This window comes from Hansschlegelia sp., assembly GCF_035538955.1.
Classification (GTDB): Bacteria; Pseudomonadota; Alphaproteobacteria; order Rhizobiales; family Methylopilaceae; genus Methylopila.
Genome location: NZ_DATLJK010000010.1, coordinates 315974 through 342398 on the forward strand (window position 1 = coordinate 315974; position 26425 = coordinate 342398).

Consider the following 26425-nt stretch of genomic DNA (forward strand, 5'->3'; position numbering starts at 1 on the left):
CGGAGTCGACAAGCTCGTGAAGTCCCTCGTTTGCGAACGCTCGCGCTCCACCTTCCGCGCCATGACCCCTGCGCTCATTCGGGCCGCCGCCGCGGCGCTTCTCGTCTCCCTCTCGGTTGCGTCTCCGCTGCGCGCCGACGACAGCCCGTGGCCCATCCCGGAGCCGAAGCCCGGCGGCCTGCCGGCCGACGTCACCTCCAAACAGAACGCCGTCGTCGGCGGCGATACGCTGGCCTATACGGCGAGCGTCGAGGCGGTGCCGCTCAGCGATCCGAAGGGCGAGCGGCTCGCCGAGGTGGTGGTCACGAGCTACACGCTGATCCGCGAGAATCCCGCCACGCGGCCGATCACCTACGCGTTCAACGGCGGGCCGGGCGCGGCCTCCGCCTATCTGAATTTCGGGGCGATCGGCCCCAAGCGCCTGCCGTTCGGCAATGAGGGCAACGGGCCGTCCGATCCGCCGGCGCTTACCGACAATGCCGAGAGCTGGCTCGCCTTCACCGACCTCGTCTTCGTCGATCCGGTCGGAACCGGCTACAGCCGCGCGCTTGGCTCAGACGAGGCGCAGAAGAACTTCTGGTCCGTCGACGGCGACATCGACGCGCTGTCGCGGGTGGTCGCCAAGCACCTTGCGGCCAAGAACCGGCTGATGTCGCCGGTCTACCTCGCCGGCGAAAGCTATGGCGGGTTCCGCGCGCCGCGCATCGCCCGGGCGCTGCAGACGAAGGAGGGCGTCGGCGTCCGCGGCCTGATCGCCATTTCGCCGGTGCTCGACTTCGGCATCAGGCAGGCTGAGCAGACCTCGCCAATCCCCTGGGTCAACGCGCTGCCCTCGATGGCGGCCACGGCGCGCGAGCGCAAAGCGCCGGTGACCCGCGCCGACCTCTCCGACGTCGAGAGCTATGCGACAGGGCAATTCCTCTCCGACCTGATGCGCGGGCCACGCGACAAGGAGGCGGTCGAGCGGATCGTGACGCAGGTCTCGCAGCTCACCGGCCTCGATCCGAACTTCGTGAGACGTCTCGGCGGCCGGGTCGACATCCAGGCGTTCGTGCGCGAGCTCGGCCGCGACAAGGGCCGGGTGGGCTCGCTCTACGACGCCAACGTTACGGCTTTCGATCCAAGCCCGTATGAGGCGGAGGGTAATTTCGAAGACGCCATTCTCGACGCCTCGCGCGCTCCTCTCACGCGCGCGGCGGTCGACTTCTACGGTCGCGAAATGGGCTATCGGGTCGACCGGCGCTACGAACTGCTGAACGGGGAGGTCAGCGGCAAGTGGCGCTGGGGCGACCGGCAGCGTCCCGCGGAGTCCGTCGGCGCGCTGCGCGAGGCGCTCGCGCTCGACCCCAAGCTTCGGGTGCTGGTCGCGCATGGCTCGACCGACCTCGTTACGCCCTACATGGAATCCAAGATGGTCCTCGACCAGCTTCCGGCCTTCGGAGATCCGGAGCGGGTGGCGCTGAAGGTCTATCCGGGCGGCCACATGTTCTACACGCGGGACGCCTCGCGCGCGGCGTTCGAGAAGGACGTGCGGGCGCTCTACGAGGCGACGGCGCGCTAGGGCGCGAACGGATCGGGCGCGTCCTCCGGCGGCGCTTCGGTCGCCGGCTCAGGATGGGTGACGGGCGCGCGCCGGTCGAACTGCAGCGCCAGCGCGACGCCGAGCGAGGCGAAGACGAAGAAGCACCAGCCGGAGGCCGCGCCGACCGCGACGCCCGCGACCGCTTCGCCCGTGAGGCCGCCGAGCGCCGTCATCGCGCCCCAGCCGACCAGTAGCCCTCCCGCGACCATCTCGACGACGTCGCGAAAGGTCGCCGTCGCCGGCGCGAACCGGCCGGAGGCGAGCGCCGCCGCAAAGGCTCCCGCCAGGAAGCCGAACAGCACGAGCACGTCGCCGGTCAGACCAAAGCCTGCGGGCGGCAGTTCAAAACCGGCGATCCCGTCGTCGAGTCCCGGCAGCGCGTCCGGCAGGAGGCCGAGACCGGCGCCGACCCAGCGCGCCGTAGCGGCGCATTCGCCGATGAGGCCGAGCGGTTCGCCGACCGCATAGCTCGCCGCGACGAGGCCGCCGAGAACCGCGCCAGCCGCGGCGCCTGGCCATGGCTCGACCAGCACGCGAACCGCGAGCGTCCGGCCCGGCGCGTCGCGGCGCGGTCGCCAACGCCACAGCGCCGCCGCGCAGAGGCCGAGCGCGGCGATCTCGAGGGCGAGCGTCGGCGCCAGCCCGAAAATGTCCGGTAGCCAGGGCGATGGCGCGGACGCGATCGCGGTCCGGTAGGCCCATGGCCAGGTCGCGAGCCCCGCGATGAAGCCGACGAAGATCGCCAGCAGCGCCGGCGCGGCGACCAGCGAGCCCTCGCTCAGCCGCCGCATGTGGACCATCACCCCGCCGCGCGCGATTACCGCGCCGACGCCGAACACGAGGCCCGCGACCGGCAGCAGCCAACTGACCGGCCCGATCCGCGCGGCCTCAGGCGGCGCCGCATGGCCGGCGAGCGCGAGTCCGCCGAGCGTCAGGCTCGCGGCGACGGCGAGCGCCGCCAGAAAGCCGAGCAGCTGGCCGGAATCGCCGAGTATCAGAAGGTCGCGCCAGGCGCGCACCAGCGACAGCTCGCCGCGCTGCAGGGCGATCCCGAACACGATCCCGGCGGCGAGCGCCCAGGCGCGCGGCAGCAGGCCGCCGTCGTGAAATGCAAGGGCGGCGGTCGCGACCAGCACCGCGAGGATCACAAGTCCGGCCGCGCGCGGCCGGGGGACCGAAAGGTGCTTCGGGAGAAGCGGCCGCGTCACGCCGCGGCCGCCTCCTCATAGTCGGCGCTTGCGGCGAGCCAGGTCTCTTCCGCCTCGGCCAGCGCACGGGCGACCTCGTCGCGCTTGCGGCCGAGCTCGGCCGCCTTCTGCGGCTTCGACGGGAAGCCCGCGCCAGCCGCGAGCTCGCCGTCGATGCGCGCGAGCTCCTGCGCGCACTGGCCCATCAGCTCCTCGAGCGCGGCGATCTTCTTCTTCAGCGTTCCGGGGTCGGTCCGCTTCGCCGCGGCCTCCGCCGACTTGCCGGTGCCGCCGCCGGGCTTCTTGGAGGCGCGCCCCGAGCCCTCGGCCGAGAGGATGAACCGGCGGTAGTCGTCGAGGTCGCCGTCGAAGGCCTGCACGTCGCCGTCCGCGACCAGCCACAGCCGGTCGGCGGTGGCGTCGAGCAGATGGCGGTCATGGCTGACCAGGATGACGGCCCCGGAGAACTCGTTCAGCGCCTGAGCGAGGCTCTCGCGGCTGTCGATGTCGAGATGGTTGGTCGGCTCGTCGAGGATCAGCAGGTGCGGCCCCTCGAACACCGCGAGCCCGAAAGCCAGGCGCGCCTTCTCGCCGCCCGACATCTTGCCGACGACCGTGTTCGCGCGGTCGCCCGTGAAGCCGATCTGCGCGACCTTGGCCCGCACCTGGGCCTCGTTCGCGGCCGGCATGCGGGCGCGGATGTGATCGTAGGGCGTGGCCTCGATGTTGAGGTCCTCGACCTGGTGCTGGGCGAAGAACCCGACGAGGATCTTCTCCGACTTGTTGACCCGGCCGGAGCTCGCCTGCAGGCGGCCGGCGAGCAGCTTGGCGAAGGTCGACTTGCCGTTGCCATTGGCGCCGAGCAGCGCGATGCGGTCGTCGGGGTCGATGCGCAGCGACAGCTTGTGCAGGATCGTGTGATCGCCATAGCCGACCGAGACGCCGTCGAGCGCGATCAATGGCGGCGCGAGCTCCCGCTCGGGCTCCGGAATCCGGAACGGCACGACGCTGCGCTCGATGACCGCCGAGATCGGCTGCATCTTGGCGAGCCGCTTGACGCGCGACTGCGCCTGCGTGGCCTTCGAGGCCTTGGCCTTGAAGCGCGCGATGAACGCCTCGAGCCGGGCGCGCTCCTCGGCCTGCGCCTTGGCGGCCTTCTGGTCGAGCGCGAGCTTCTCGCGCCGCATCCGGTCGAACGCGTCGTAATTGCCCTTCCACACGGTCAGCTTGCCGTTGTCGAAGTGCAGGATGTGGTCGACCGAGGCGTTCAGCAGGTCGCGGTCATGGCTGATGACCAGCACCGTGCGCGGATATTTGGCCAGATAGTCCTGCAGCCAGAGCGTGCCTTCGAGGTCGAGATGGTTCGTGGGCTCGTCGAGCAGCAGCAGGTCGGGCTCGGAGAACAGCACCGCCGCAAGCGCGACGCGCATCCGCCAGCCGCCGGAAAAATCCGAGCAGGGCCGCTGCTGCGCCGCCTCGTCGAAGCCGAGGCCGGAGAGGATCTTGGCGGCGCGCGACGGCGCCTCATAGGCGTCGATGTCGATCAGCCGGGTGACGATGTCGGAGATGCGGTGCGGATCGGTCGCGGTCTCCTGCTCCTTGAGCAGGGCGGCGCGCTCGAGGTCGGCCGCGAGCACCACGTCGATCAGCGCCTCCGGTCCGGAGGGCGCCTCCTGCGCGACGCGGCCGATGCGCGTCCCCTTGGGGATCGAGACCGAACCGTCGTCCGGGTGCAGGTCGCCGGCGATCAGCTTGAACAGCGTGGTCTTGCCGGTGCCGTTCCGGCCGACCACGCCGACGCGGGCGCCGTCCGGCAGCGCGGCGGTCGCATGATCGATCAGCACGCGTCCGGCGACGCGGCAGGTGAGGTCGTTGGCGTGAAGCATGGCGCGCCTCTTGTGCCGCGTGCCTTGCTGCGCCGCAAGAGGCGCAGGCGCGGGGCCGGTGCGCGCGTTGAACTTGGCCGCCACAGCCCCAAGACGGCGGGATGATCACCGACCCGGGCGCGCCGCGTCCTCCCGTCTCCCGCGCCTCGACCGTCATCGCCACCGTGTCGACCGTGGTCGAGTGGTACGACTTCACGCTCTATCTCTATTTCGCGACCGTGCTGTCGCGCGTGTTCCTGGGCCCGGGCGCGGGCTCACTCGCCGCGACGCTTGCGGCCTTTGCGGTGGCCTATCTGCTGCGCCCGTTCGGCGCGATCGCCTTCGGCCATATCGGCGACCGCTTCGGGCGCAGGCGCTCGATGCTGCTCTCGGTCGGCGTCATGACGGGCGCGATGCTCATGACCGCCATGCTGCCGACCTACGCCGCCGTGGGTCCTGCGGCAGGCTGGATGCTGCTTGCGCTTCGCTGCCTGATGAGCTTTGCGGTCGGCGGCGAGTATGTCGGCGTGGTGGCCTATCTGCTCGAGGGCGCGCGGCCGGAGCGGCGCGGGCTCGTCGCCTCCTCGGCCTCGGCGGCGAGCGAGATCGGAGCGTTGCTCGCGGTCGCGGCCTCCGCCGCGACGGTGCATTGGCTGAGCCCGGCGGCGCTCGACTCCTGGGGCTGGCGCATCCCCTTCGTGTTCGGCGCGGCGCTGGCGCTCGGCGTCTGGATCGCCCGCGCGGCGATGCAGGAATCGCCGGATTTCGAACGCCAGCGCGACGCCGGAAGCGCCCCCGAGAGGCCGCTGCGCCACGCGCTGCGGCATCACCATCGGGGCGTGCTGCGCGGCTTCGCAATCTCGGCGCTCGGCTCCGTCACCTATTATGTCGGCATCACCTATGTGCCGGCCTATCTGACCTCGACCGGCGTGTTCGCCGAAGGCCATGCGCTCTGGCTCTCGACCGCCGCAGCCTTCGCGGTGATCCTGGTGACGCCGGCCGCGGGCGCGCTGTCAGACCGGTTCGGCAGAAAGCCCGTGCTGACCGGCTTCGCCCTCGCCGGGGCGACGCTGCCGGTCGCGATGTTCGCGCTGATGACGAGCGGTTCGGCGGCTGCGGCGCTGCTCGGCGCGGTGGCGCTCGCCTGCGTGGCCGGCGGCGTCAGCGCGCTCGGCGCGGTGGTGACCGCGGAGCTGTTTCCCGGGGAGGGCCGCCTGTCGGGGCTCGCGCTCGGCGCCACCACCGCGACCGCGCTGTTCGGCGGCGTCGCGCCCTTTGTCGCGCAGATCCTGACGGAGCGCGCCGGCTGGCCGATGGCGCCCGGCGTGATGATCAGCGTGGTGGCGCTCTGCGTGTTGCCGGTGGTGCTGAGGCTGCCGGAGACCCGCGTCGGAGCGCTCTAGCCCCCGACCCCGGTCCGAGGTCATCGAAATATATCGACAAACGCCGAACTATCGATATTTTGGCCGTGGAGGTCGAGTCGAGATGCCGCTGTCCCCAACGTCCCAGGAAGCGCGCGAAGCCGTCGCGCTCGACGCTCTGTCTGCGCTCGGGCAGTCGACGCGCCTCAGGATTTTCCGGCGTCTTGTCGCGATGGGTCCCGAGCCGGTCGCGGCCGGCGTCCTCGCGCAGGCGCTGGGCTGCCGGCAGAACACGCTGTCGACTCATCTCGCGATCCTTTCCCGCGCCGGCCTGATCGTCGGCGTCCGGGAGGGCCGCTCGATCCTCTATCGCGCCGACTTCGACGGCATGCGCGGCCTCGTGAACTATCTGCTCGAGGACTGCTGCAACGGCCGCCCGGAGGTCTGCGCGCCTGTTTTCGACGCGCTTGCCGACCGCTGCCGATGCGAGCGGGACGGCGCCCCGGCCAAGGAGACCTGCGATGTCGCTTGAGCGTCCCTACAACGTGCTGTTTCTGTGCACCGGCAACTCCGCCCGCTCGATCATCGCCGAATGCGTGATGAACCGACACGGCGGCGAACGGTTCAACGCGTACTCGGCCGGCAGCCATCCGCGCGGCGAGGTGAACCCTTTCGCGCTCGATCTCCTCCGGCGCATGAACTTCGACGTCTCGCAGCTGCGCTCGAAGTCCTGGAACGAGTTCGCGAGGCCGGGCGCGCCGGCGCTCGATTTCGTGTTCACGGTCTGCGACGACGCGGCGGGCGAGCAGTGCCCGTTCTGGCCCGGCCAGCCGATGTCTGCGCATTGGGGCATGCCGGATCCGGCGGCGGTGGAGGGAACGGACGCCCAGAAGGCGCTCGCCTTCGCCGAGACGCTCAGGATGCTCACCAATCGCATCTCGATCTTCACGAGCCTGCCGCTGAAGTCGATCGACAAGCTCTCGCTGCAGCGCCGCCTGACCGAGATCGGCAAGAACCACCCTTCCGCCGCCTGACGAGCGAGAGACATGTCGCTGTTCGAACGCTGGCTCACCCTATGGGTGGCGCTGTGCATCGTGGTCGGGGTCGCGCTCGGCTACGCCGCGCCCGGCCTGTTCCAGGCGATCGGCGCGATCGAGGTCGCGCGCGTCAACCTGCCCGTCGCGCTGCTGATCTGGCTGATGATCGTGCCCATGCTGGTGAAGGTGGACTTTGCGGCGCTGCGCGAGGTCGCCTCTCACTGGCGCGGCGTGTCGGTGACGCTGTTCGTCAACTGGGCGATCAAGCCCTTCTCGATGGCGCTGCTCGGCTGGCTGTTCATCGGCTGGCTGTTCCGGCCGTGGCTGCCGGCCGAGCAGATCGACAGCTACGTCGCCGGCCTGATCCTGCTCGCGGCCGCCCCCTGCACCGCGATGGTGTTCGTGTGGTCGAACCTGACGCGGGGCGACCCGCTGTTCACGCTCAGCCAGGTCGCAGTCAACGACGCGATCATGATCGTGGCCTTCGCGCCGATCGTCGGCCTGCTGCTCGGCCTGTCGGCGATCGCCGTGCCGTGGGACACGCTGGTGCTGTCGGTCGGGCTCTACATCGTGGTTCCGGTCGCGGCGGCGCAGCTCCTGCGGCGAAGCGTGCTGGGTTCCGGCGGCCGGCCGGCGCTAGACCGGCTGCTCGCCCGGCTGCAGCCGGCGTCGCTCGTCGCGCTGCTCGCGACGCTCGTCCTGCTGTTCGCCTTCCAGGGCGAGCAGATCGTCGCGCAACCGCTGGTGATCGGGCTGCTTGCGGTTCCGATCCTGATCCAGGTCTATTTCAACGCCGGGCTCGCCTATCTGCTGAACCGGGCGAGCGGCGAGGCACACTGCGTCGCGGGTCCCTCCGCGCTGATCGGCGCCTCGAACTTTTTCGAGCTCGCGGTCGCGGCCGCAATCAGCCTGTTCGGCTTCAAGTCCGGCGCGGCGCTCGCGACTGTGGTCGGCGTGCTGATCGAGGTGCCGGTGATGCTGTCGGTGGTGTGGATCGTGAACCGTTCGAAGCCCTGGTATGAGGCCCGCGGGGTTCGCGCGGTCGCCCCCGAAACGACGAGCTGAGGAGGCTGAGATGTCCGGTTCCGCCACCATCTGGCACAACCCCGCCTGCGGCACGTCGCGCAACGCCCTGGCGATGATCCGGGCGGCCGGCATCGAGCCCGTCGTGGTCGAGTATCTGAAAACGCCGCCGTCGCGCGATGAACTCGCCAGGGCGGTCGCGGACGCCGGCCTGACGCCGCGCCAGGCGGCGCTTGAGAAGGGGACGCCCTTCGCCGAGCTCGGGCTCGGCGACCCCGGCGTGACGGAGGATCAGATCCTCGACGCGATGCTCAAGCATCCGGTCCTGATCAACCGGCCTTTCGTGTTCACCTCGCGCGGCGTGCGGCTCTGCCGGCCCTCCGAGGTGGTGCTGGAGATCCTGCCCGAGCCGCTGACGGGCGACTTCACCAAGGAGGACGGTGAGGTCGTGAAGGGAAAATCTGCGTGACCGACCTGCCGAACCTCGACGAAGACTGTTTCCGCCCGATCGATCTTTCGCGGCTGCACGGCCCGCGCTCGCCCCATCCGCCGCGCGTGCTGCTGCTCTATGGCTCGCTGCGGCCGGTCTCCTACAGCCGGCTGCTGACGCTCGAGGCCGAGCGTCTTCTGAAGCGCTTCGGCTGCGAGACCCGGGTGTTCGACCCCGCCGGCCTGCCGCTGCCGGACGACGCGCCGGCCGATCATCCGAAGGTCTCCGAGCTGCGCGAGCTGTCGCTCTGGTCGGAGGCGCAGGTCTGGACGAGTCCCGAGCGCCACGGCGCCATGACGGGCGTGATGAAGTCGCAGATCGACTGGATCCCGCTCGCGGTCGGCTCGGTGCGGCCGACCCAGGGGAGGGTGCTGGCGGTGATGCAGGTCTCGGGCGGCTCGCAGTCGTTCAACGCCGTCAACCAGATGCGCGTGCTCGGCCGCTGGATGCGGATGCTGACGATCCCCAACCAGTCCTCGGTCGCGAAAGCCTTCCAGGAGTTCGGCGAGGACGGCCGGATGAAGCCGTCGGCCTATTACGACCGCGTGGTTGACGTGATGGAGGAGCTGGTGAAGTTCACCTGGCTCACCCGCGACGTCTCAGAGCATCTCACCGACCGCTACAGCGAGCGCAAGGAGAGCGCCGCGGCGCTCGAGGCGCGGGTGGCGCTGAAGCGCGCGATCTGAGCCGGCGGCGGGCGCCTCAGCCGGCCTTCAGCCGCCGCGCGACTTCCGGGGCGAAATAGGTCAGGACGCCGTCGGCCCCGGCGCGCTTGAAAGCCATCAGGCTTTCGAACATTGCGAGGTCGCCGTCGATCCAGCCGCGCTCGGCGGCCCCCCGGATCATCGCGTATTCGCCTGACACCTGATAGGCGTAGGTCGGCATCCTGAAGCGCTCCTTGAGGCGCCACACGATGTCGAGATAGGGCAGGCCCGGCTTCACCATCAGCATGTCGGCGCCTTCGAGCACGTCGAGCTCCGCCTCGCGGAGCGCCTCGTCGCCGTTCGCCGGATCCATCTGATAGGTCTTCTTGTCCCCGATGAGCGCCTTCCTGGTGCCGATGGCGTCGCGGAACGGGCCGTAGAAGGCCGAGGCATATTTGGCCGCGTAGGACATGATCTGCACGTCCGCGAAGCCGGAATCGTCGAGCGCGGCGCGGATCGCGCCGACCCGGCCGTCCATCATGTCCGACGGGGCGATGACGTCGGCGCCGGCCTCCGCCTGAGCGAGCGATTGGCGCGCCAGCGCCGCGACGGTGGCGTCGTTCAGGATGCGCTCGCCCTCCATCAGCCCGTCATGGCCGTGGCTCGTATAGGGGTCGAGCGCCACGTCGGTGATCAGCCCGATATTCGGAACCGCGGCCTTCAACGCGCGCAGCGCCCGGCACACCAGATTGCCCGAGTTCTCCGCCTCCGTGCCCTCCGGGTCGCGCCGCGACGGATCGGTGTAGGGGAACAGCGCGATCGCCGGAATGCCAAGCGCGGCCGCCTGCTCGACGTCCCGGACCGCCTCGTCGACGGTCAGGCGGTCGACGCCCGGCATGGCGGCGACGGGTTCGCGGCGTTTCTCGCCGTCGATCAGGAAGATCGGCCAGATCAGGTCGTCGACCGTCAGCGTGTTTTCGCGGGTCAGGCGGCGTGACCAGTCGGCGCGGCGGTTGCGGCGCAACCGGGTGGGCAGGTCGAGCGTCCCGTCCGCGGGGCGCGGAGCCTCGCCGCCAGCGCGGCGCTTGCCGATCGTCTCATGCATAGTTGCGGCCTCCCGACTGGGGCGCATCGCCGTCCGTCATCCGCCGGCGGCCTGGTCCGATGGCGGGGACATAGCACCGCGCAGGGCCGGCAGACAGGGGCGGGGCGCAGAAGCGGCGCCCGCCACGCGCAGGGCAGGCGCGTTGCGCCAGGCGACGGAGTCGCCGAGATTGGCGCGCGGCCGCGACCTCCGACGCGGCCGGAGTTTCGGGAGGCGGCATGACGGCCGGCGCAGACGACGAGGCCGGACTGCCCGGCATTTCGCTGAGGGATTCTCACCTCCAGGCCGACCGTGTGGCGCGGCCCTGGAGCTGGCGACTCGTGATGTTCCTGCGCGGGGTCGCGGTCTTCGAACTCGTGAAGGGGCTGGTCTTCTGGGGGCTGCTGATCGGCTCCGGCGGCTCGCCGAACCCGCTCGAAGGCGCGCGCGTCTCCTGGTTCGTCGCCTGCACGTTCTTCGTCGCCGCCGATCCGGTGGCGGCGGTCGGGCTATGGCTCGCCACCTCCTGGGGCGTGGTGATTTGGCTGCTGGCGGCGCTCGGCCAGCTCCTCTGGGCTGCGACGGCGGCTTCGGCGGCGCCCGGACGCTGGTTCGCCGCGCTGGTCTCCCTCGCCCTGATCGGGGCCTACATCTACCTCTCGATGCGCGCGCGCCGCGAGGTCTCCTGAGCCTCCCGCCAACCGGCCAGGCTACTTTCCAGTAACCATTTTCAATTGTTCAGGCATTTGAAGGAAAAATGAAGATCGATTCACGAACGAGCGGGTAAGGTCCTGTTGACTTAGGCCGACAACCCTTTGTTCAGTCTAAGAAATAAATACAAATTTCATCACGCCATTTAAGCGCATTTTCACAGGCGCAATCCTATCTTCCTGATCAACGAGGCGCGTGACTGTGTCGATGCCTCAAGATGATTGAGAATACAGGAAGGCGTCAGCCATGAAGAACGTCGCCCGCCGGGTTGAGCCCGAAGCCGCAGATCCTCGCCAGTCGGAAGTCCGCCCGCTTTACCTCGAGGCTCTGACCCTGGTGGAGCGGCTTCACCGCCGTCTGCTTGACGTCATCAAGGATGAGTTCGACCGCCGCGGCCGCTCCGACATCAACAGCGTTCAGGCGCTGCTGCTCTATAACATCGGCGACGCCGAGCTGACCGCCGGCGAACTGCGCACCCGCGGCTACTATCTCGGCTCGAACGTCTCCTACAATCTCAAGAAGCTCGTCGAGATGGGCTTCCTGCACCATCAGCGCTCGCGGATGGACCGCCGCTCCGTGCGCATCAGCCTGACGGAGCGCGGCCGCGAGATCCACGACATCGTCGACCAGCTCTACGCCAAGCATGTCCGCACGATCGAGCAGGTGGGCGGCGTCAACGCCGAGGACTTCAAGACGCTCAACGTCGCGCTGGTCCGTCTCGAGCGCTTCTGGACCGACCAGATCCGCTTCCGCCTCTGAGCTGCGGCCCGACCCCTTCTGAAGGCGCCGCGCCCGCGGCGCCTTTTTTGTTTGACGCGCCCGCGACGCGCCGAACACGATCGCTTGCGCAAGCCGACGGCCGCCGCCTTCGACATTGTTCCGCCTCAAACCGATGGCCTTTCGGAGGAGGTATTCGGGGCCAGCGCCGTCCTGATCGTCTTGCGGAATCTGCGACCCTGTCGGCCCGATGAGGGCCGGGTAGGGCGGAGAGCGTCGGGTCGGGTTTCGTTAACCACGGTCTGACAGCCTCGCGTCAGGTTTGGCCGGGCCTAAGCTGGCGGCGAGATTGCGGGAGCTTGGAATCGTGACGGAACGGCCTTCGATGATCGCGGCGACGCGCCGCCAGGCGCTTCGGTTCGGCCTAGGGGCGGCTGCGGCGGGCGTGATCGCCGGTCCGGCGGCGGCTCAGGAGCTGTTCGGGCAGGCGGAGTGGAAGGACCGTTTCGACGCGTCCGCCGGCGGCGCCGCCACCCGCACCTCCGCCTCGCGGATTCCGACGCTCAGCCCGCAGACGGCGCAGGCGACCGAGCGCGCCATCGAGGATTACAACGCGATCGTCAGCCGCGGCGGCTGGGCCCAGGTGCCGAACGGGCCGCGCCTCAAGCTTGGCTCGCAGGGCGAGCGTGTCGTGGCGCTCCGTCAGCGCCTGATGGCGAGCGGCGACCTCGACCCGAACCTTTCGATGTCCTCGACCTTCGACAGCTATGTCGAAGGCGCGGTGCGCCGCTTCCAGGCCCGTCACGGCCTGATCCCGGTCGGCGTCGTCGGCGACGACACCATGACCTCGCTCAACATCCCGGCCGAGACGCGGCTCCGGCAGCTGCAGACCAATCTGGTGCGCATCCGCACCATGTCGAACGGCAATCTCGGCGACCGCTACGTGATGGCCAACATCCCGGCCGCTGAGGCGGAAGCGGTGGAGGGCGACCAGGTCGTCGCCCGCTACACCACCGTCGCCGGCAAGGTCGACCGCGCCTCGCCGGTGCTCGACGCGAAGATCCTGCAGGTCAACTTCAACCCGTACTGGACGGTCCCGGCTTCGATCGTGAAGAAGGACCTCATCCCGCACATGCAGAAGGACCCGCAATACCTCACCAAGAACCACATCCGGATCTACGATCAGGCGCGCAACGAGCTGCAGCCCGAGCAGGTCAACTGGTTCTCGGACGAGGCCACCAACTACATGTTTCGCGAGGACCCGGGCGAGACCAATTCGCTCGGCACCGTCCGGCTCAACATGGCGAACAAATACGGCGTCTACATGCACGACACGCCGTCCAAGAACCTGTTCGGCGGCAATGACCGGTTCCAGTCGTCGGGCTGCATGCGCGTCCAGAACGTCAAGGAGCTGGTCGCCTGGCTGCTCAAGAACGACCCGAAATGGGACCGCCGCGCGATCGCGGCGGCGATCAAATCGGGCGAGCGGATCGACGTGCAGGTGAATCCGAACGTTCCGGTCTACTGGCGCTACATTTCGGGCTGGGGCGCGGCCGACGGCTCGGTCCAGTTCCGCGAGGACATCTACGGCATGGACGGCACCGGCGAGCTCGCCATGGCGGGCGGCGGGGCCTCGGCTGCGACCGGCCAGTGAGTCGCGCGCCCGGCGGCGGCCCGGTTCACCGGGACGTCGCGACGCCGGGCGAGGTGCTGTTCGAGTTCATCGTCCGCGGAAACGCCACGCGCTGCGCGGCGATCGACGCCGCGACCGGCGTCGAGGTCGTGGTGGTCGGTCCTGCGGCGGCGAGCGAGGCCCATCTGAAGGCCGTCGCCCTGCGTAAGCTCAGGCTGCGCCTCGCCAGAGGGTAAGCGTCTTCTCCCAAGGTCGCGTCCCGCGAAGGCGCCGACACCGGGCGGCGCGCTTTCCTCGGCTTCGCAACATATGGTAGGCGAGGCGTCGAGAGCGTCGCGACGCGCCCTGCGGGAAAACCGCGTCGCGGCTGGGGAATTCAGGTCGGCGTGGCCGCGCAAGCGTCGTGCGACCCTCAGGGAGAAAACCGACATGTCCATCACCGAAGGTCAGGCGCAGGCGGCGGAGACGCGCTTCTTTCAGGCGAGCCTCGCCGAGGTCGATCCGGAGCTCGCCGACGCCGTGAAGTCCGAGCTCGGCCGCCAGCGCGACGAGATCGAGCTGATCGCCTCCGAGAACATCGTGTCGCGCGCCGTGCTCGAGGCGCAGGGCTCCGTGCTGACCAACAAGTACGCCGAAGGCTATCCGGGCCGGCGCTACTATGGCGGCTGCCAGTTCGTCGACGTCGCCGAGCAGCTCGCGATCGATCGCGCCAAGAAGCTCTTCAACTGCCAGTTCGCGAACGTGCAGCCCCATTCGGGCGCGCAGGCGAACACCGCGGTGTTCTTCGCCCTCATGCAGCCGGGCGACACCTTCCTCGGTCTTGATCTTGCGGCCGGCGGCCACCTGACGCACGGCGCCAAGGCGGCGATGTCGGGCAAGTGGTTCAACGCCGTGAACTACAACGTCCGCAAGGAAGACCAGCGGATCGATATGGACGAGGTCGCCAAGCTCGCCCGCGAGCACAAGCCGAAGGTGATCATCGCCGGCGGCTCGGCCTATCCGCGCCAGATCGACTTCGCGGCGTTCCGCAAGGTCGCGGACGAAGTCGGCGCGTTCTTCATGGTCGACATGGCGCATTTCGCGGGCCTGGTCGCCGGCGGCCAGCACCCGAACCCGCTCGATCATTGCCACGTCGCGACCACGACCACCCACAAGACCCTTCGCGGTCCGCGCGGCGGCATGATCCTCACCAATGACGAGGCGCTCGCCAAGAAGTTCAACTCGGCCGTGTTCCCCGGCCTGCAGGGCGGCCCGCTGATGCACGTCATCGCGGCGAAGGCGGTCGCCTTCGGCGAGGCGCTGAAGCCGGACTACAAGGTCTACATCCAGAACGTCATCGCCAACGCCAAGGCGCTCGCCGAGAACCTCAAGGGGCATGGCTTCGACATCGTCTCCGGCGGCACCGACACGCATCTGATGCTGGTCGACCTGCGGCCGAAGAAGCTGACCGGCAAGGTCTCGGAGATCGCGCTCGGCCGCGCCCACATCACCTGCAACAAGAACGGCATCCCGTACGACCCGGAGAAGCCGATGGTGACCTCCGGCATCCGCCTCGGCACCCCGGCGGGCACCACCCGCGGCTTCGGCGTGAAGGAGTTCCAGGAGATCGGCGACCTGATCTCCGAGGTGCTTGACGCGCTCTCGGCGAAGGGCGTCGAAGAAGACGCCGAGGTCGAGGCCAAGGTCCGCAAGCAGGTCTCGAACCTCGTCGAGCGGTTCCCCATCTACGCGGCGTGATTTGACGCCAGCGGGAGTTCCCTGAATGCGTTGTCCGCACTGCGGCGCGCCTGACAGCCAGGTCAAGGACTCCCGTCCGACCGAAGACGGCGCCGCCATCCGCCGAAGGCGGGTGTGCGGCGCCTGCGGCCAACGCTTCACGACCTTTGAGCGCGTGCAGTTGCGCGAGCTCGTGGTCGTGAAGCGGTCCGGCCGGCGCGTGCCATTCGACCGCGACAAGCTGCACCGCTCCGTCACGATCGCGTTGCGCAAGCGGCCGGTCGATCCGGAGCGCGTCGAGACCATGGTGTCAGGCATCGTCCGCCAGCTCGAAAGCAGCGGCGAGACCGAGGTGCAGGCCGAGACCATCGGGCGGCTGGTGATGGAGGGCCTCAAGGCGCTCGACGACGTCGCCTATGTGCGGTTCGCCTCCGTCTACAAGAATTTCCGGGAAGCCAAGGACTTCGAGACGCTGCTCGGGGAGCTTGCGGGCGACGAGCCGAAGCCCGCGGCGGCGTCGTGAGGCTGGACGCTGTGGCCGACGAGCGCCCGGCGCTGCGGCCGGAGCAGGCCGCGATCGATCGGCGCTGGATGTCGGTCGCGCTCGGGCTGGGGCGGCGCGGCCTCGGCGCAACGGCCCCGAACCCGCCGGTCGGCGCCGTGCTGGTCGCGCCCGACCCGACGGGCGGGCGCGTGCTGGGGCGAGGCTGGACCGGTCGCGGCGGTCGTCCGCACGCCGAACGCATCGCGCTCGAGCGCGCCGGCGCAGCCGCGCGCGGCGCGACGCTCTATGTCACGCTCGAGCCCTGTAGCCATCACGGCGTGACGCCGCCCTGCGCCGACGCGGTGATTGAGGCCGGCGTGGCGCGCGTTGTCGCGGCCGCCATGGATCCGGACCCGCGCGTCAGCGGCCGCGGCGTAGCGCGCCTGCGCGAGGCGGGGCTTGCGGTGACGCTCGGCGTCGGCCGCGCCGAAGCCGCCCGGCTCAACGCCGGCCACATCGCGCGCGTGACGCTCGGCCGCCCGCATGTCGCGCTGAAGCTCGCCGTCTCGCGCGACGGCAAGGTCGCGGCGGCGGGCCGCAAGCCGGTCGCGATCAGCGGCGAGGCCTCGCGGGCGCGGGTCCACCTGATGCGCGCCGAAGCGGACGCGATCCTGATCGGCGTCGGCACTGTTTTGGCCGACGATCCGGCGCTGACCTGCCGGCTTCCCGGGATGGCCGCGCGCTCACCGATCCGGGTGGTGCTGGACTCCCAGCTACGGACGCCGCCTGCCGCGCGTCTGGTCGCCACCGCGCGCGAGACCCCGACCTGGATCATCGGAACGGAAGACGCGCCCGTCGACCGCGAACAGGCGCTGCGCGCCGCGGGCGTGGAGGTCATGCGGGTCGCCGCCGCCGGTGGTCGCTGCGCGCTCCCCGAAGCGCTCCGGCTGCTCGCCTTGCGCGGCGTGACCCGCCTGATGGTCGAGGGCGGCCCGGCCGTCGCATCGGCGCTGCTCGCGGCCGACCTGATCGACGAGGCGACGATCGTCACCGGCCCGGGGACGCTGGGCTCTGGCGCAGTCGACGCGCTGGAAGGCAGCGCGCTTTCCGATCTCACCGCCTCGCCGCGCTTTGCGGCCGGCTGCCGCTCGGCCGTGGGCGAGGATCTTTGGGCCAGATACGAACGGGCGTGACCGACACCGCGGTCCCCTGAAGGAAGCGACGCATGTTCACCGGAATCGTCAGCGACGTCGGAGAGATCGTGGCGCGGCGCGAGGCCGAGGCGGTCACGCGCTTCGTGATCTCCTGCGCCTATGATCCCGCCGGCATCGCGCTCGGCGCCTCGATCGCCTGCGACGGCGTGTGCCTGACGGTGGTCGCGGTCGAGCCCGGCCCGCGCGGCGCAGCGTTCGCGGTCGAGGCCGGCCCGGAGACGCTTGCGCTCACCACGGTCGGCGGCTGGATCGAGGGCGGCCGCGTCAATCTCGAGCGCGCCCTCAAGATGGGCGACGAGCTCGGCGGTCATCTGGTGCTCGGCCATGTCGACGGCGTCGCCGATATTCTGACGCGCGAGGATCTCGGCGAGACCGTCCGCTTCGGCTTTGAGGCGCCGGCCGCCATCGCGCGCTTCATCGCCGTCAAAGGGTCGATCTGCCTCGACGGCACGTCACTGACCGTCAACGAGGTCGACGGCGCGCGCTTTTCTGTCCATCTCATCCCGCACACGCTGTCGGAGACCAACTGGGGCGGAAAGCGGGCCGGCGACCGGGTCAACCTCGAAGTCGACATGATGGCCCGCTACGCCGCACGCCTTGCCGAGGCGAGCGCGCTCGGATACTGACGCCTCCCCGACGATCGAAGGCATTTTTTCATGGTCGAGCCGCAGCGCCGCGCCTCCGCGATCGAGCCCACGCATGGCCGCGTGCTGGTGGTCGAGGCCCGTTTCTACGAGCCTATCGCCGACGAGCTGCTGAAGGGCGCGACCGGCCGGCTGGAGGCCGCTGGCGCGCGCTATGACGTCGTCACCGTGCCCGGCGCGCTGGAATTGCCGGCCACCATCGCGATCCTGCTCGACGCCGCGGAAGCCAAGGGCGACCCCTATGACGCCGTCGTCGCGCTCGGCTGCGTGATCCGGGGCGAGACCAGCCATTACGACACCGTCGCGAACGAAAGCGCGCGCGGTTTGTTGGACCTGTCGGTGGCGCGCCGCATGCCGCTCGGCAATGGCGTGCTCACCGTTGAGAACGAGGTCCAGGCGCGGGTGCGCGCCCGCGTCACGGAAATGGACAAGGGCGGCGGCGCCGCGGAGGCTGCGCTTACCATGCTGCGGCTCAAGCGCCGCGCGGAGGGCTGAGGATTGGCCAAGGGCGAAAAGCGCTCCGCGGCCCGGCTCGCGGCCGTGCAGGCGCTCTACCAGATGGACCTCGCCGGCACGCCGCTGCCGGACACGCTGGCGCAGTTCGAGTCGCACTGGCTCGGACAGGAGGTCGACGGCGAGGAGTACAAGCCCGCCGAGGCCGCCTTCTTCCGCGACCTGGTGACGGGCGTGCTCAAGGAGCAGCGCGCGCTCGATCCGCTGATCGACAAGACGCTGCAGGCCGGCTGGCCGCTGAAGCGCGTCGAGGCGATCATGCGCGCCATCCTGCGCGCCGGATCCTTCGAGCTCGGCAAGCGCAAGGACGTGCCCGTGAAGGTCGTCATCACCGAATATGTCGACATCGCCCACGCCTTCTTCGACCGGGACGAGGCCGGCATGGTCAACGCCGTGCTGGACGCCATCGCCCGCGCTGTGCGCGCCGGGGACTTTGAGAAGCAGGGCTGAGGCGGATTTTTCGACGGGCTGAAGCGCCGCCGCTCCAGAGGCCTTGTCATGGTCCGGCTCGTCCGGACCATCCATGTCGCTCCCGCGCTCGACGCCCGAGGTGGATCCTCCGGTCGATCCGGAGGATGACAAGCTTCTTCTTGCGGTGACGGCGTCTTACGCCGCGGCTTCGGCGCCGAGCGCCTCGCAGAGCAGCGTCAGCGCCTCGATCACCGATCTGCGCCTCACCTCCGAACGGCCCAGATCGCCGAAGCGGCGCTCGCGGTGGAGCGTCGGCCTACCGCGTCGGGCGGCGGCGAAATGCACCAGGCCCACGGGCTTGGTCGCCGTTCCCCCGCCCGGACCCGCGACGCCGGTGATGGCGACCGCGACGCCTGCGCCGGCGGCCGCGAGCGCGCCCTCCGCCATCGCGCGCGCCACGGCCTCGCTGACCGCGCCATGTTCGGCCAGCGTCGCCTCGGGCACGCCGAGCAGCGCGGTCTTGGCGGCGTTCGAATAGGTCACCAGGCCGCGGTCGAAGGCCTCCGACGAACCGGGAACCTCGGTCAGCGCGCCGGCCACGAGCCCACCCGTGCAGGATTCGGCGGTCGTGATCGTCAGCCCGGCGCCGCGGGCGAGCCGCAGCGCCTCCTCGGCCAGTTCGTAGATGGTCCCGGTCACGGCTCGAACCCCTCGCGGAACGGCAGGCGGATGGTGGCGGAGGCGAGCGCCGCCAGCCCCTCGCGCCGGCCTGCGAATCCCAGCCGTTCGGTGGTGGTCGCCTTCACGGCGACGCGGCCCACCGGGAGGCCGGCGATCTCCGCGATCTTCGCCCGAACGGCCTCGCGGTGCGGCCCAATCTTGGGCGCCTCGCCGATGATGGTGAGGTCGAGATGCGCCACCGCGCCGCCGGCGTCCCGCACCCGCCGAACTGCGTCGGCGAGAAACTGGTCGGAGGCTGCGCCCTTCCAGGCGGGATCGGAGGGCGGGAAATGCGCCCCGATGTCGCCGTCGGCGAGGGCGCCGAGAATCGCGTCGGTCAGCGCATGCAGCGCGACGTCCGCGTCCGAATGGCCGACGAGTCCGAACTCATGCGGCACCCGCACGCCGCCGAGCATCACATGATCGCCCGGGCCAAAAGCGTGGACGTCGAAGCCGGAGCCGGTCCGCACGTCGCCTTGCGCGAGCAGGGCCGCGGCGGCGCGGCGCAACAGGGCGTCGTCGAACTGGTCCTGCGTGGTCAGCTTCAAATTGCGCGCCTCGCCTTCGAACATCGCCACCTCATGCCCGGCCCAGGCGAACAGCGCGCCGTCGTCGGTGAAATCCGCGCGCCCTTCGGCCGCTGCGCGCTCGTGCGCGGCCTTGAGATCGTCATAGCGAAAGGCCTGCGGAGTCTGCAGCAGACGGGCCTTTGCGCGATCGAGCGTCTCGCCCCGCATGCCGTCCTGGCCCAAGAGGCAGATCGTGTCCGTCACCGGCGCGCCGGGCGTCGCGCCGCCTGTCGCCGCCGCGGCCGCGATCGCGCGGCTGATCAGCGCTTCGCTGACGAATGGCCGCGCCGCGTCGTGGACCAGCACGATCTCCGGCGCCTCTCCAGAGAGCGCGGCGAGGCCGGCGCGCACCGAGGCCTGCCGGGTCGCGCCGCCGATCGCCGGCGGTCCGAGCTTCGCCGATCCCAGGAGCGGCGCGATAGCCGCCTCGTAGCGGGCCAGCTGGCCTTCGCCTATGACGATCCGCAGGCGCGCGACGCCCGGGTGGGCGAGGAAGGCGCGCGCCGTCGCCGTCAGCATCGGCTCGCCGCCGCCGAGATCGCGATACTGCTTCGGCTCGGCGAAGCCCGCCCTGGAGCCTGCGCCGGCGGCGCAAATCAGCGCCGCCACTTTGGGGGGCGCGCCGGCTTGTTCGAAGGTGGAATCCGCGTCGGGCATTGCGCCGCCTTCTAGCCAAACCGCGATGTTCTGTCCCGCCGCGAGATTGCGCATTGTACCAAAGGCCGAACTGGCTAATATGTGTGCATAGAGGACTGCGACTAATTTATGAGCACCACCAGCATCCCTAAGCCGTCCGCGAAATCCTTCCCCATCGGCGCAGTCCGCGCGGCGAACGGCGTCGCGCTCGCGCCCATGTCGGGCGTGACGGACATCGTGTTCCGTCGCATCGCCGCCCGCCTCGGCGCGGGCGTGGTGGTGTCCGAGATGGTCGCCTGCGCGGAATTCGCCCGGGCGGACGAGGAGTCCCGGCTGCGCGCGGAGGGCTCGGGCCTGCCGCTCCACGTCGTGCAGCTCGCCGGCCGCGACCCGGCGTGGATCGCCGAGGCCGCGCGGCTCGCCGTCGGCGCCGGGGCCGACGTGGTGGATCTCAACATGGGCTGCCCGGCCAGGAAGGTTGTGGGCGGCCATGGCGGTTCGGCCCTGTTGAAGGATCTCGACCTCGCGACGCGACTGATCGCGGCCGCGGTGGCGGCGGCGGGCGCGCCCGTGACGGTCAAGATGCGGCTTGGCTGGGACGCCGATTCGATCGTCGCGCCGGAGCTCGCGGCGCGCGCCGAGGCCGAAGGCGCCGCGCTGGTGACGGTGCATGGCCGCACCCGCGCGCAGTTTTATGAGGGCAGGGCGGACTGGTCCGCGATCCGCGCGGTGAAGGAGCGGGTGTCGATTCCCGTCATCGCCAATGGCGATCTGACGGAAGTCGAGCATGCTCCGGCGATGCTCGCTGCGTCAGGCGCCGACGGCGTCATGGTGGGACGCGGCGCGCAGGGGCGCGCATGGTTCCCCGGCCACGTCGCGAACTATCTGGCGACCGGCGGCAAGACCGCGACGCCGGCGCTCGCGACCCAGAGGGAGCTTGCGCTGGAACATTACGAAGGGCTGCTCGCGCTCTATGGCCGCGACACCGGGACCCGGCATGCGCGCAAGCACCTCGGCTGGTATCTCGACGCCGCTGCGCAGAGCGTCGGGCGCGTGGTTCCGCCGGCCGCCAAGGCCGCGGCGCTGACCGCCGGCGCGCCCGAAGCCGCGATCGCGGCGTTCGACCGCGCCTTGGCCGATCTCGAATGGGAGCTCGCGGCGTGAACGCGGCCCCGCCCAGCAGCGACAGGCCGCGCAGCGGCGCCGGCGCGCCGGAGGCCGTGCTCAACACGCTGCCGCATCCGGTGCTGTGCGTCCGCGAAGATGGCCGCATCATCGACGTGAACGTCTCGGCGGAGGCGTTCTTCGAGCTGAGCGCGATCGTGCTCCGCCGCCACGACCTGAAGGAGCTGGTGCCGTTCGGCTCGCCGTTGATCGCGCTGCTCGAGCAGGCGCTCGAGCGCAACGCGCCCGTGAACGAGTACCGCGTCGATCTCGGCATGCCGCGCACCGGCGGCGAACGCATCGTCGACGTCCATGTCGCCCCGCTCGCCGAGCGGCCCGGCATCCTGGTGGTCGTGCTGCAGGAGCGCACGATCGCGGACAAGATGGATCGCCAGCTCACCCATCGCGGCGCGGCGCGTTCGGTCACGGCGCTCGCCGCCATGCTGGCGCATGAGATCAAGAATCCGCTGTCCGGCATCCGCGGCGCGGCGCAGCTTCTGGAGCAGTCGGCGAGCGACGAGGACCGGGCGCTGACCCGCCTGATCTGCGACGAGGCCGACCGCATCGTGAAGCTCGTCGACCGGATGGAGGTGTTCTCCGACGAGCGGCCGATCGAGCGCGAGGCGGTCAACATCCACGCCGTGCTCGAGCATGTGAAGCGGCTCGCGCTCTCAGGCTTTGGCCGCAACGTCCGGATCGTCGAGGAGTACGACCCCTCGCTGCCGCCGGTGCTGGCCAACCGCGACCAGCTCATCCAGGTGTTCCTGAACCTGGTGAAGAACGCCGCCGAAGCCATTGGAGACGCAGCGGATGGCGAGATCCACCTCTCGACCTCGTTCCGCCCCGGCGTGCGGCTGAGCGTGCCCGGCTCCTCGACCAAGGTGAGCCTGCCGCTGCAGTTCACCGTCCGCGACAACGGCCCCGGCGTGCCGGAGGACCTGATGCCGCATCTGTTCGACCCGTTCGTGACCACGAAGCCGACCGGCTCGGGCCTCGGCCTCGCGCTGGTCGCCAAGATCGTCGGCAATCACGGCGGCATCATCGAATGCGAATCCCAGCCGCGGCGCACCGTGTTCCGCGTGCTGATGCCGATGTTCGTCGGGAACGACGTCCAGAATCCAAGGAGTTAAGCCGGTCATGCCGCAGGGCAGCATCCTCGTCGCAGACGACGACGCCGCGATCCGCACGGTGCTGAACCAGGCGCTCAGCCGGGCCGGCTATGAGGTTCGCTCCACCGGCAACGCCGCGACCCTGTGGCGCTGGGTCAGCCAGGGCGACGGCGACCTCGTCATCACCGACGTGGTGATGCCGGACGAAAACGCCTTCGACATGCTGCCGCGCATCAAGAAGGCGCGGCCGGAGCTGCCGGTCGTGGTGATGAGCGCCCAGAACACGTTCATGACGGCGATCCGCGCCTCGGAGAAGGGCGCTTACGAGTACCTGCCGAAGCCGTTCGACCTCAAGGAGCTGATCGCGATCGTCGGCCGCGCGCTCACCGAGCCGCGCGGCCGCGCCAAGCGCGCCGACGATGTCGAGACCGACGAGATCCCGCTGGTCGGACGCTCGCCCGCGATGCAGGACATCTACCGCGTGCTGGCGCGGCTGATGCAGACCGACCTCACCGTGATGATCTCGGGCGAGAGCGGCACCGGCAAGGAGCTCGTGGCGCGCGCGCTGCACGACTACGGCAAGCGCCGATCCGGGCCGTTCGTCGCGATCAACATGGCGGCGATCCCGCGCGACCTGATTGAGGCCGAGCTGTTCGGCCATGAGAAGGGCGCCTTCACGGGCGCGCAGGCGCGCTCGTCGGGGCGCTTCGAGCAGGCCGAGGGCGGCACGCTGTTCCTGGACGAGATCGGCGACATGCCGATGGAGGCCCAGACCCGGCTGCTGCGCGTGCTCCAGCAGGGCGAGTACACCACCGTCGGCGGCCGCACCGCGATCAAGACCGACGTACGAATCGTCGCCGCCACCAACAAGGATCTGCGCCTGCTGATCCAGCAGGGGCTGTTCCGCGAGGATTTGTTCTTCCGGCTCAACGTGGTGCCGATCCGGCTTCCGCCGCTGCGCGAGCGCGCTGAGGACGTGCCGGACCTCGTGCGCCACTTCTTCGCGCTTGCGCTGCGCGAGGGCCTGCCGGCCAAGCAGATCGACGCCGCCGCGCTCGACCGGCTGAAGCGCTATCGCTGGCCCGGCAACATCCGCGAGCTCGAGAACCTGATCCGGCGGCTGGCCGCGCTCTATCCGCAGGAGATGATCGGCGCCTCGATCATCGACGCCGAACTCTCCCAGCCGGCGACCAACAGCCTCGGCGAGGACGGCGCGGCGGCCGAGACGCTCGGCGGCTCGGTGGAGCGGCACCTGACGAGCTATTTCTCGGACTTCGGCGAGAACCTGCCGCCGCCCGGCCTCTACCACCGCGTCCTGCGCGAGGTGGAGTATCCGCTGATCTCGGCGGCGCTCGCCGCCACGCGCGGCAATCAGATCAAGGCCGCGGAGCTGCTGGGCGTGAACCGCAACACGCTGCGCAAGAAAATCCGCGATCTCGACGTCCAGGTGGTGCGGCTGACGCGCTGACCGGCTGACGGCACGCGCGCGGGCGCCCGAGGGCGGCGGCCCGCGCCCCGTTCAAAACATGCTCTGGCTGCCCAGAAGTTGTCGCATTGCGACAACAGTGTGGTACGGCTGCATCATCGGGGGACCAGCGATTCATCGTCGCCGCGGCTCCCGTCGCCATGACCGCCGTTCGCCCGGGAGCCGTGTTTGGCCGCCGACGCCGACCATCAGCCAGAGCCGATCGCGCCGCGTGAGCGCCGCGGCCCAGGCGTGTTCGGGCCGGTCTGCGTCATCGCGGCGCTGATCTCCGCGCTCGTCACTTTCATGGTGCTGACCGGACGCGCCGACATCGAGCCGACCGAGCACGCCAGCCAGATCGCGATCTACGTCAATGGCGGCTTCGCGGCGCTGCTGGTCGTCATCATCCTCTGGGAAATCCGCGCCTTCGTGTTGGCGCGCTGGCGCGGCCAGGCCGGCTCGCAGATCCACGGCCGGCTGGTGGCGCTGTTCTCGATCGTGGCGGTGACGCCCGCGGCCCTGCTCGCCGTGTTTGCGCTGATCACGATCGACAAGGGCTTCGACAGCTGGTTCTCGACCCGCGTGCGCGAGATCGTCGACAACTCGCTGGTCGTCGCACGCGCCTATCTCAACGAGCACGCGCGCTCGATCCGAGGCGAGATCCTCGCGATGGCGAGCGACGTGAACCGCGCCCGCCCGTTGTTCGACAATGACCACGAGCGCTTTTCGGAGTTCTTCACCGCGCAGGCGACGATCCGCGGCCTGCCGGAGGCGCAGCTCCTGAAGCCCGACATGACGGTCGTCGAGCGCGCCAAGATCCAGATCGGCCGCGACTTTCCGAAACCGCCGCAGCTCGACGTCGAGAACGCGCCGACCGACGAGCCAACGCTGCTCGCGCCGGGCAAGCAGAACGCGATCGGCGCGGTGCTCAAGCTCGCGAACTATGACGACCTCGTGCTGTTCGTGGCCCGTCCCGTCGATCCGCGCGCCAACAGCTACATGCAGCTCGTCGAGCAGGGCTCCGCCGAATACAGCTCGCTGACGCTCAGGCGGCGCGACATCCAGACGACGGTCGCGCTGCTCTACGTGCTGGTCTCCCTGTCCCTGCTGCTCGCCGCGATCTGGCTCGGCCTCGCCTTCGCGAACCGGCTGGTGTCGCCCATCCGCCGCCTGATCACCGCGGCCGACCGCGTCTCGTTCGGCGACCTCAACGTCCAGGTGCCGATCACCCGCAAGCAGGAGGGCGATCTCGGCGCGCTCGCCGAAACCTTCAACAAGATGACCTCGGAGCTGAGGAGCCAGCGCAACCGGCTCGTCGAGGCCGCCGAGCAGATGGACAGCCGCCGCCGTTTCACCGAGGCGATGCTGGCCGGCGTCAGCGCAGGCGTCATCGGCATCGACCCCGCCGGCGCCGTGACGCTGATGAACCGCAGCGCCGAAAAGCTGATCGGCGCGCCGGAGGAGACGCTGCTGGGCCGGCCGCTGCGCGACGCCGCGCCGGAGTTCGGGCCGCTGATCGACGCCGCGCTCGGGCGTTCGCAGCGCCTGGTGCAGGGGCAGGTGACGATCCTGCGGGCCGGGCGCGAGCGGAACCTCAACGTCCGCTTCACGACGGAGACCTCGACCGCTGACGACCACGGCTATGTGGTCACGCTCGACGACATCACCGAGCTGGTCGCCGCGCAGCGCACCTCCGCCTGGGCCGACGTCGCGCGGCGCATCGCCCACGAGATCAAGAACCCGCTGACCCCGATCCAGCTCTCGGCGGAGCGCATCCGGCGCAAATACGGCAAGGTCATCGTCGAGGAGCGGGACATCTTCGACCAGTGCACGGACACGATCATCCGCCAGGTCGACGACATCAAGCGGATGGTCGACGAGTTCTCCTCCTTCGCCCGAATGCCGAAGCCGACGATCGAGGAGGAGGACCTCGCCAACGTCGTGAAGCAGGGCGTCTTCATGATGCGGGTCGGCTATCCGGACATCCGGATCGAGGCCCATGGCGCCGACACGCCGGTGCTCGCCCGGTTCGACCGGAGGCTGATCGCTCAGGCCGTCACCAACATCGTCAAGAACGCGACCGAGTCGGTCCATTCGGTGCCCGAAGAGATTCGCGGCCAGGGCAGGATCGACGTCGCGGTCCGCCGCGAAGGCGACCTCGCGGTCATCGAGGTCGTCGACAACGGCGCCGGATTGCCGACCGAGAATCGGCAGCGGCTGCTCGAGCCCTATATGACGACCCGCGAGAAGGGGACCGGGCTTGGTCTCGCGATCGTCGGCAAGATCATGGAGGAGCATGGCGGCGGCGTAGAGCTGCTCGATGCGCCCTCGGTGGCATCCGGCGGGCGCGGCGCCATGGTCCGTCTCTGGTTCCAGGCCCGCAGTCCGGGCTCCTCCGCCACTGTACCGACCGCCGCGGCGCCCGCCGCCTGATCTGTTCAAGCCA

At 70.0% G+C, this 26425-nt stretch carries 26 protein-coding genes; 21 read left to right on the forward strand and 5 right to left on the reverse strand.

The window, feature by feature from the left end; all coding sequences use genetic code 11:
* Positions 1–16: 16 nt before the first annotated feature.
* Positions 17–1561: a S10 family peptidase gene (locus tag VM780_RS07840; protein WP_325446706.1), complete on the forward strand. Its 1545-nt coding sequence runs from the start codon at positions 17–19 to the stop codon at positions 1559–1561.
* On the opposite strand, the gene VM780_RS07845 is transcribed toward VM780_RS07840, so the two are convergent.
* Positions 1558–2790, reverse strand: a complete 1233-nt coding sequence (locus tag VM780_RS07845; protein ID WP_325446707.1) for a YeeE/YedE thiosulfate transporter family protein — start codon at positions 2788–2790, stop codon at positions 1558–1560. The two genes, VM780_RS07840 and VM780_RS07845, sit on opposite strands and share 4 nt — an antisense overlap.
* Positions 2787–4655, reverse strand: coding sequence for an ABC-F family ATP-binding cassette domain-containing protein (locus VM780_RS07850; protein ID WP_325446708.1), 1869 nt, complete (start codon positions 4653–4655; stop codon positions 2787–2789). The genes VM780_RS07845 and VM780_RS07850 overlap by 4 nt, the downstream gene beginning before the upstream one ends.
* Before the next feature lie 101 nt (positions 4656–4756).
* Between VM780_RS07850 and VM780_RS07855 the strand changes: the two genes are divergently transcribed.
* The 6 genes from VM780_RS07855 to arsH all read left to right on the forward strand — a co-directional run bounded on the left by VM780_RS07855 (position 4757) and on the right by arsH (position 9231).
* Positions 4757–6037 (forward strand): MFS transporter, encoded by a 1281-nt coding sequence (locus VM780_RS07855; protein WP_325446709.1) that lies wholly within the window; start codon positions 4757–4759, stop codon positions 6035–6037.
* Between the two features lie 82 nt (positions 6038–6119).
* The gene (locus VM780_RS07860) at positions 6120–6527 is read left to right on the forward strand and encodes a metalloregulator ArsR/SmtB family transcription factor (RefSeq protein ID WP_325446710.1); all 408 of its coding nucleotides are present in this window, start codon (positions 6120–6122) and stop codon (positions 6525–6527) included.
* Complete coding sequence (locus tag VM780_RS07865) at positions 6517–7029, forward strand: arsenate reductase ArsC (protein WP_325446711.1); 513 nt, start codon at positions 6517–6519, stop codon at positions 7027–7029. The genes VM780_RS07860 and VM780_RS07865 overlap by 11 nt, the downstream gene beginning before the upstream one ends.
* 12 nt (positions 7030–7041) lie before the next feature.
* Positions 7042–8097 carry an ACR3 family arsenite efflux transporter gene (arsB, locus tag VM780_RS07870; RefSeq protein ID WP_325446712.1) on the forward strand — a complete coding sequence of 352 codons (1056 nt, stop codon included), beginning with the start codon at positions 7042–7044 and terminating at the stop codon, positions 8095–8097.
* A 10-nt stretch (positions 8098–8107) separates the two neighbouring features.
* The gene (gene arsC, locus VM780_RS07875; protein WP_325446713.1) at positions 8108–8524 is read left to right on the forward strand and encodes an arsenate reductase (glutaredoxin); all 417 of its coding nucleotides are present in this window, start codon (positions 8108–8110) and stop codon (positions 8522–8524) included.
* Complete coding sequence (arsH, locus tag VM780_RS07880; protein ID WP_325446714.1) at positions 8521–9231, forward strand: arsenical resistance protein ArsH; 711 nt, start codon at positions 8521–8523, stop codon at positions 9229–9231. Before arsC ends, arsH begins: the two co-directional genes overlap by 4 nt.
* Before the next feature lie 16 nt (positions 9232–9247).
* On the opposite strand, the gene hemB is transcribed toward arsH, so the two are convergent.
* On the reverse strand, positions 9248–10294 hold the full coding sequence (hemB, locus tag VM780_RS07885; protein WP_325446715.1) for a porphobilinogen synthase: 1047 nt from the start codon (positions 10292–10294) through the stop codon (positions 9248–9250).
* Positions 10295–10512: 218 nt separating this feature from the next.
* On the opposite strand from hemB, the gene VM780_RS07890 reads away from it, so the two are divergent.
* The 10 genes from VM780_RS07890 (at position 10513) to nusB (ending at position 18355) form a co-directional block, all read left to right on the forward strand.
* Entirely contained in the window at positions 10513–10962 is a 450-nt protein-coding gene (locus VM780_RS07890) for a DUF6163 family protein (protein ID WP_325446716.1), read from the forward strand.
* A gap of 268 nt (positions 10963–11230) precedes the next feature.
* Positions 11231–11743, forward strand: a complete 513-nt coding sequence (gene ldtR / locus VM780_RS07895) for a transcriptional regulator LdtR (RefSeq protein ID WP_325446717.1) — start codon at positions 11231–11233, stop codon at positions 11741–11743.
* 325 nt (positions 11744–12068) lie between these two features.
* Positions 12069–13355, forward strand: coding sequence for a L,D-transpeptidase family protein (locus VM780_RS07900; protein ID WP_325446718.1), 1287 nt, complete (start codon positions 12069–12071; stop codon positions 13353–13355).
* Positions 13352–13570 carry a DUF6898 family protein gene (locus VM780_RS07905; protein WP_325446719.1) on the forward strand — a complete coding sequence of 73 codons (219 nt, stop codon included), beginning with the start codon at positions 13352–13354 and terminating at the stop codon, positions 13568–13570. Before VM780_RS07900 ends, VM780_RS07905 begins: the two co-directional genes overlap by 4 nt.
* A 193-nt stretch (positions 13571–13763) precedes the next feature.
* A complete protein-coding gene (gene glyA, locus VM780_RS07910) occupies positions 13764–15071 on the forward strand; it encodes a serine hydroxymethyltransferase (protein ID WP_325446720.1) in 1308 nt (435 codons plus the stop codon).
* Positions 15072–15096: 25 nt separating this feature from the next.
* Positions 15097–15573 (forward strand): transcriptional regulator NrdR, encoded by a 477-nt coding sequence (gene nrdR / locus VM780_RS07915; RefSeq protein ID WP_325446721.1) that lies wholly within the window; start codon positions 15097–15099, stop codon positions 15571–15573.
* Positions 15574–15641: 68 nt separating this feature from the next.
* Entirely contained in the window at positions 15642–16727 is a 1086-nt protein-coding gene (gene ribD / locus VM780_RS07920; protein WP_325446760.1) for a bifunctional diaminohydroxyphosphoribosylaminopyrimidine deaminase/5-amino-6-(5-phosphoribosylamino)uracil reductase RibD, read from the forward strand.
* Between the two features lie 32 nt (positions 16728–16759).
* A complete protein-coding gene (locus tag VM780_RS07925) occupies positions 16760–17374 on the forward strand; it encodes a riboflavin synthase (protein WP_325446722.1) in 615 nt (204 codons plus the stop codon).
* Positions 17375–17404: 30 nt separating this feature from the next.
* The gene (gene ribH / locus VM780_RS07930; RefSeq protein WP_325446723.1) at positions 17405–17887 is read left to right on the forward strand and encodes a 6,7-dimethyl-8-ribityllumazine synthase; all 483 of its coding nucleotides are present in this window, start codon (positions 17405–17407) and stop codon (positions 17885–17887) included.
* Positions 17888–17890: 3 nt separating this feature from the next.
* Positions 17891–18355, forward strand: coding sequence for a transcription antitermination factor NusB (nusB, locus tag VM780_RS07935; RefSeq protein WP_325446724.1), 465 nt, complete (start codon positions 17891–17893; stop codon positions 18353–18355).
* A 156-nt stretch (positions 18356–18511) separates the two neighbouring features.
* Here nusB and VM780_RS07940 read toward each other — a convergent pair whose 3' ends face one another.
* Positions 18512–19015 (reverse strand): nicotinamide-nucleotide amidohydrolase family protein, encoded by a 504-nt coding sequence (locus VM780_RS07940; protein ID WP_325446725.1) that lies wholly within the window; start codon positions 19013–19015, stop codon positions 18512–18514.
* Positions 19012–20262 (reverse strand): bifunctional 2-C-methyl-D-erythritol 4-phosphate cytidylyltransferase/2-C-methyl-D-erythritol 2,4-cyclodiphosphate synthase, encoded by a 1251-nt coding sequence (locus VM780_RS07945; RefSeq protein ID WP_325446726.1) that lies wholly within the window; start codon positions 20260–20262, stop codon positions 19012–19014. The genes VM780_RS07940 and VM780_RS07945 overlap by 4 nt, the downstream gene beginning before the upstream one ends.
* Before the next feature lie 108 nt (positions 20263–20370).
* Here VM780_RS07945 and dusB point away from each other — a divergent pair, with 108 nt between their 5' ends.
* From dusB to VM780_RS07965, 4 genes are all read left to right on the forward strand, one after another.
* Positions 20371–21405, forward strand: coding sequence for a tRNA dihydrouridine synthase DusB (gene dusB, locus VM780_RS07950; protein WP_325446727.1), 1035 nt, complete (start codon positions 20371–20373; stop codon positions 21403–21405).
* Positions 21402–22535, forward strand: coding sequence for a two-component system sensor histidine kinase NtrB (locus VM780_RS07955; protein ID WP_414652801.1), 1134 nt, complete (start codon positions 21402–21404; stop codon positions 22533–22535). Before dusB ends, VM780_RS07955 begins: the two co-directional genes overlap by 4 nt.
* A 7-nt stretch (positions 22536–22542) precedes the next feature.
* Entirely contained in the window at positions 22543–23982 is a 1440-nt protein-coding gene (gene ntrC, locus VM780_RS07960; RefSeq protein ID WP_325446729.1) for a nitrogen regulation protein NR(I), read from the forward strand.
* A gap of 186 nt (positions 23983–24168) precedes the next feature.
* A complete protein-coding gene (locus VM780_RS07965; protein ID WP_325446730.1) occupies positions 24169–26412 on the forward strand; it encodes a PAS domain-containing sensor histidine kinase in 2244 nt (747 codons plus the stop codon).
* The last annotated feature ends 13 nt before the right edge of the window (positions 26413–26425 follow it).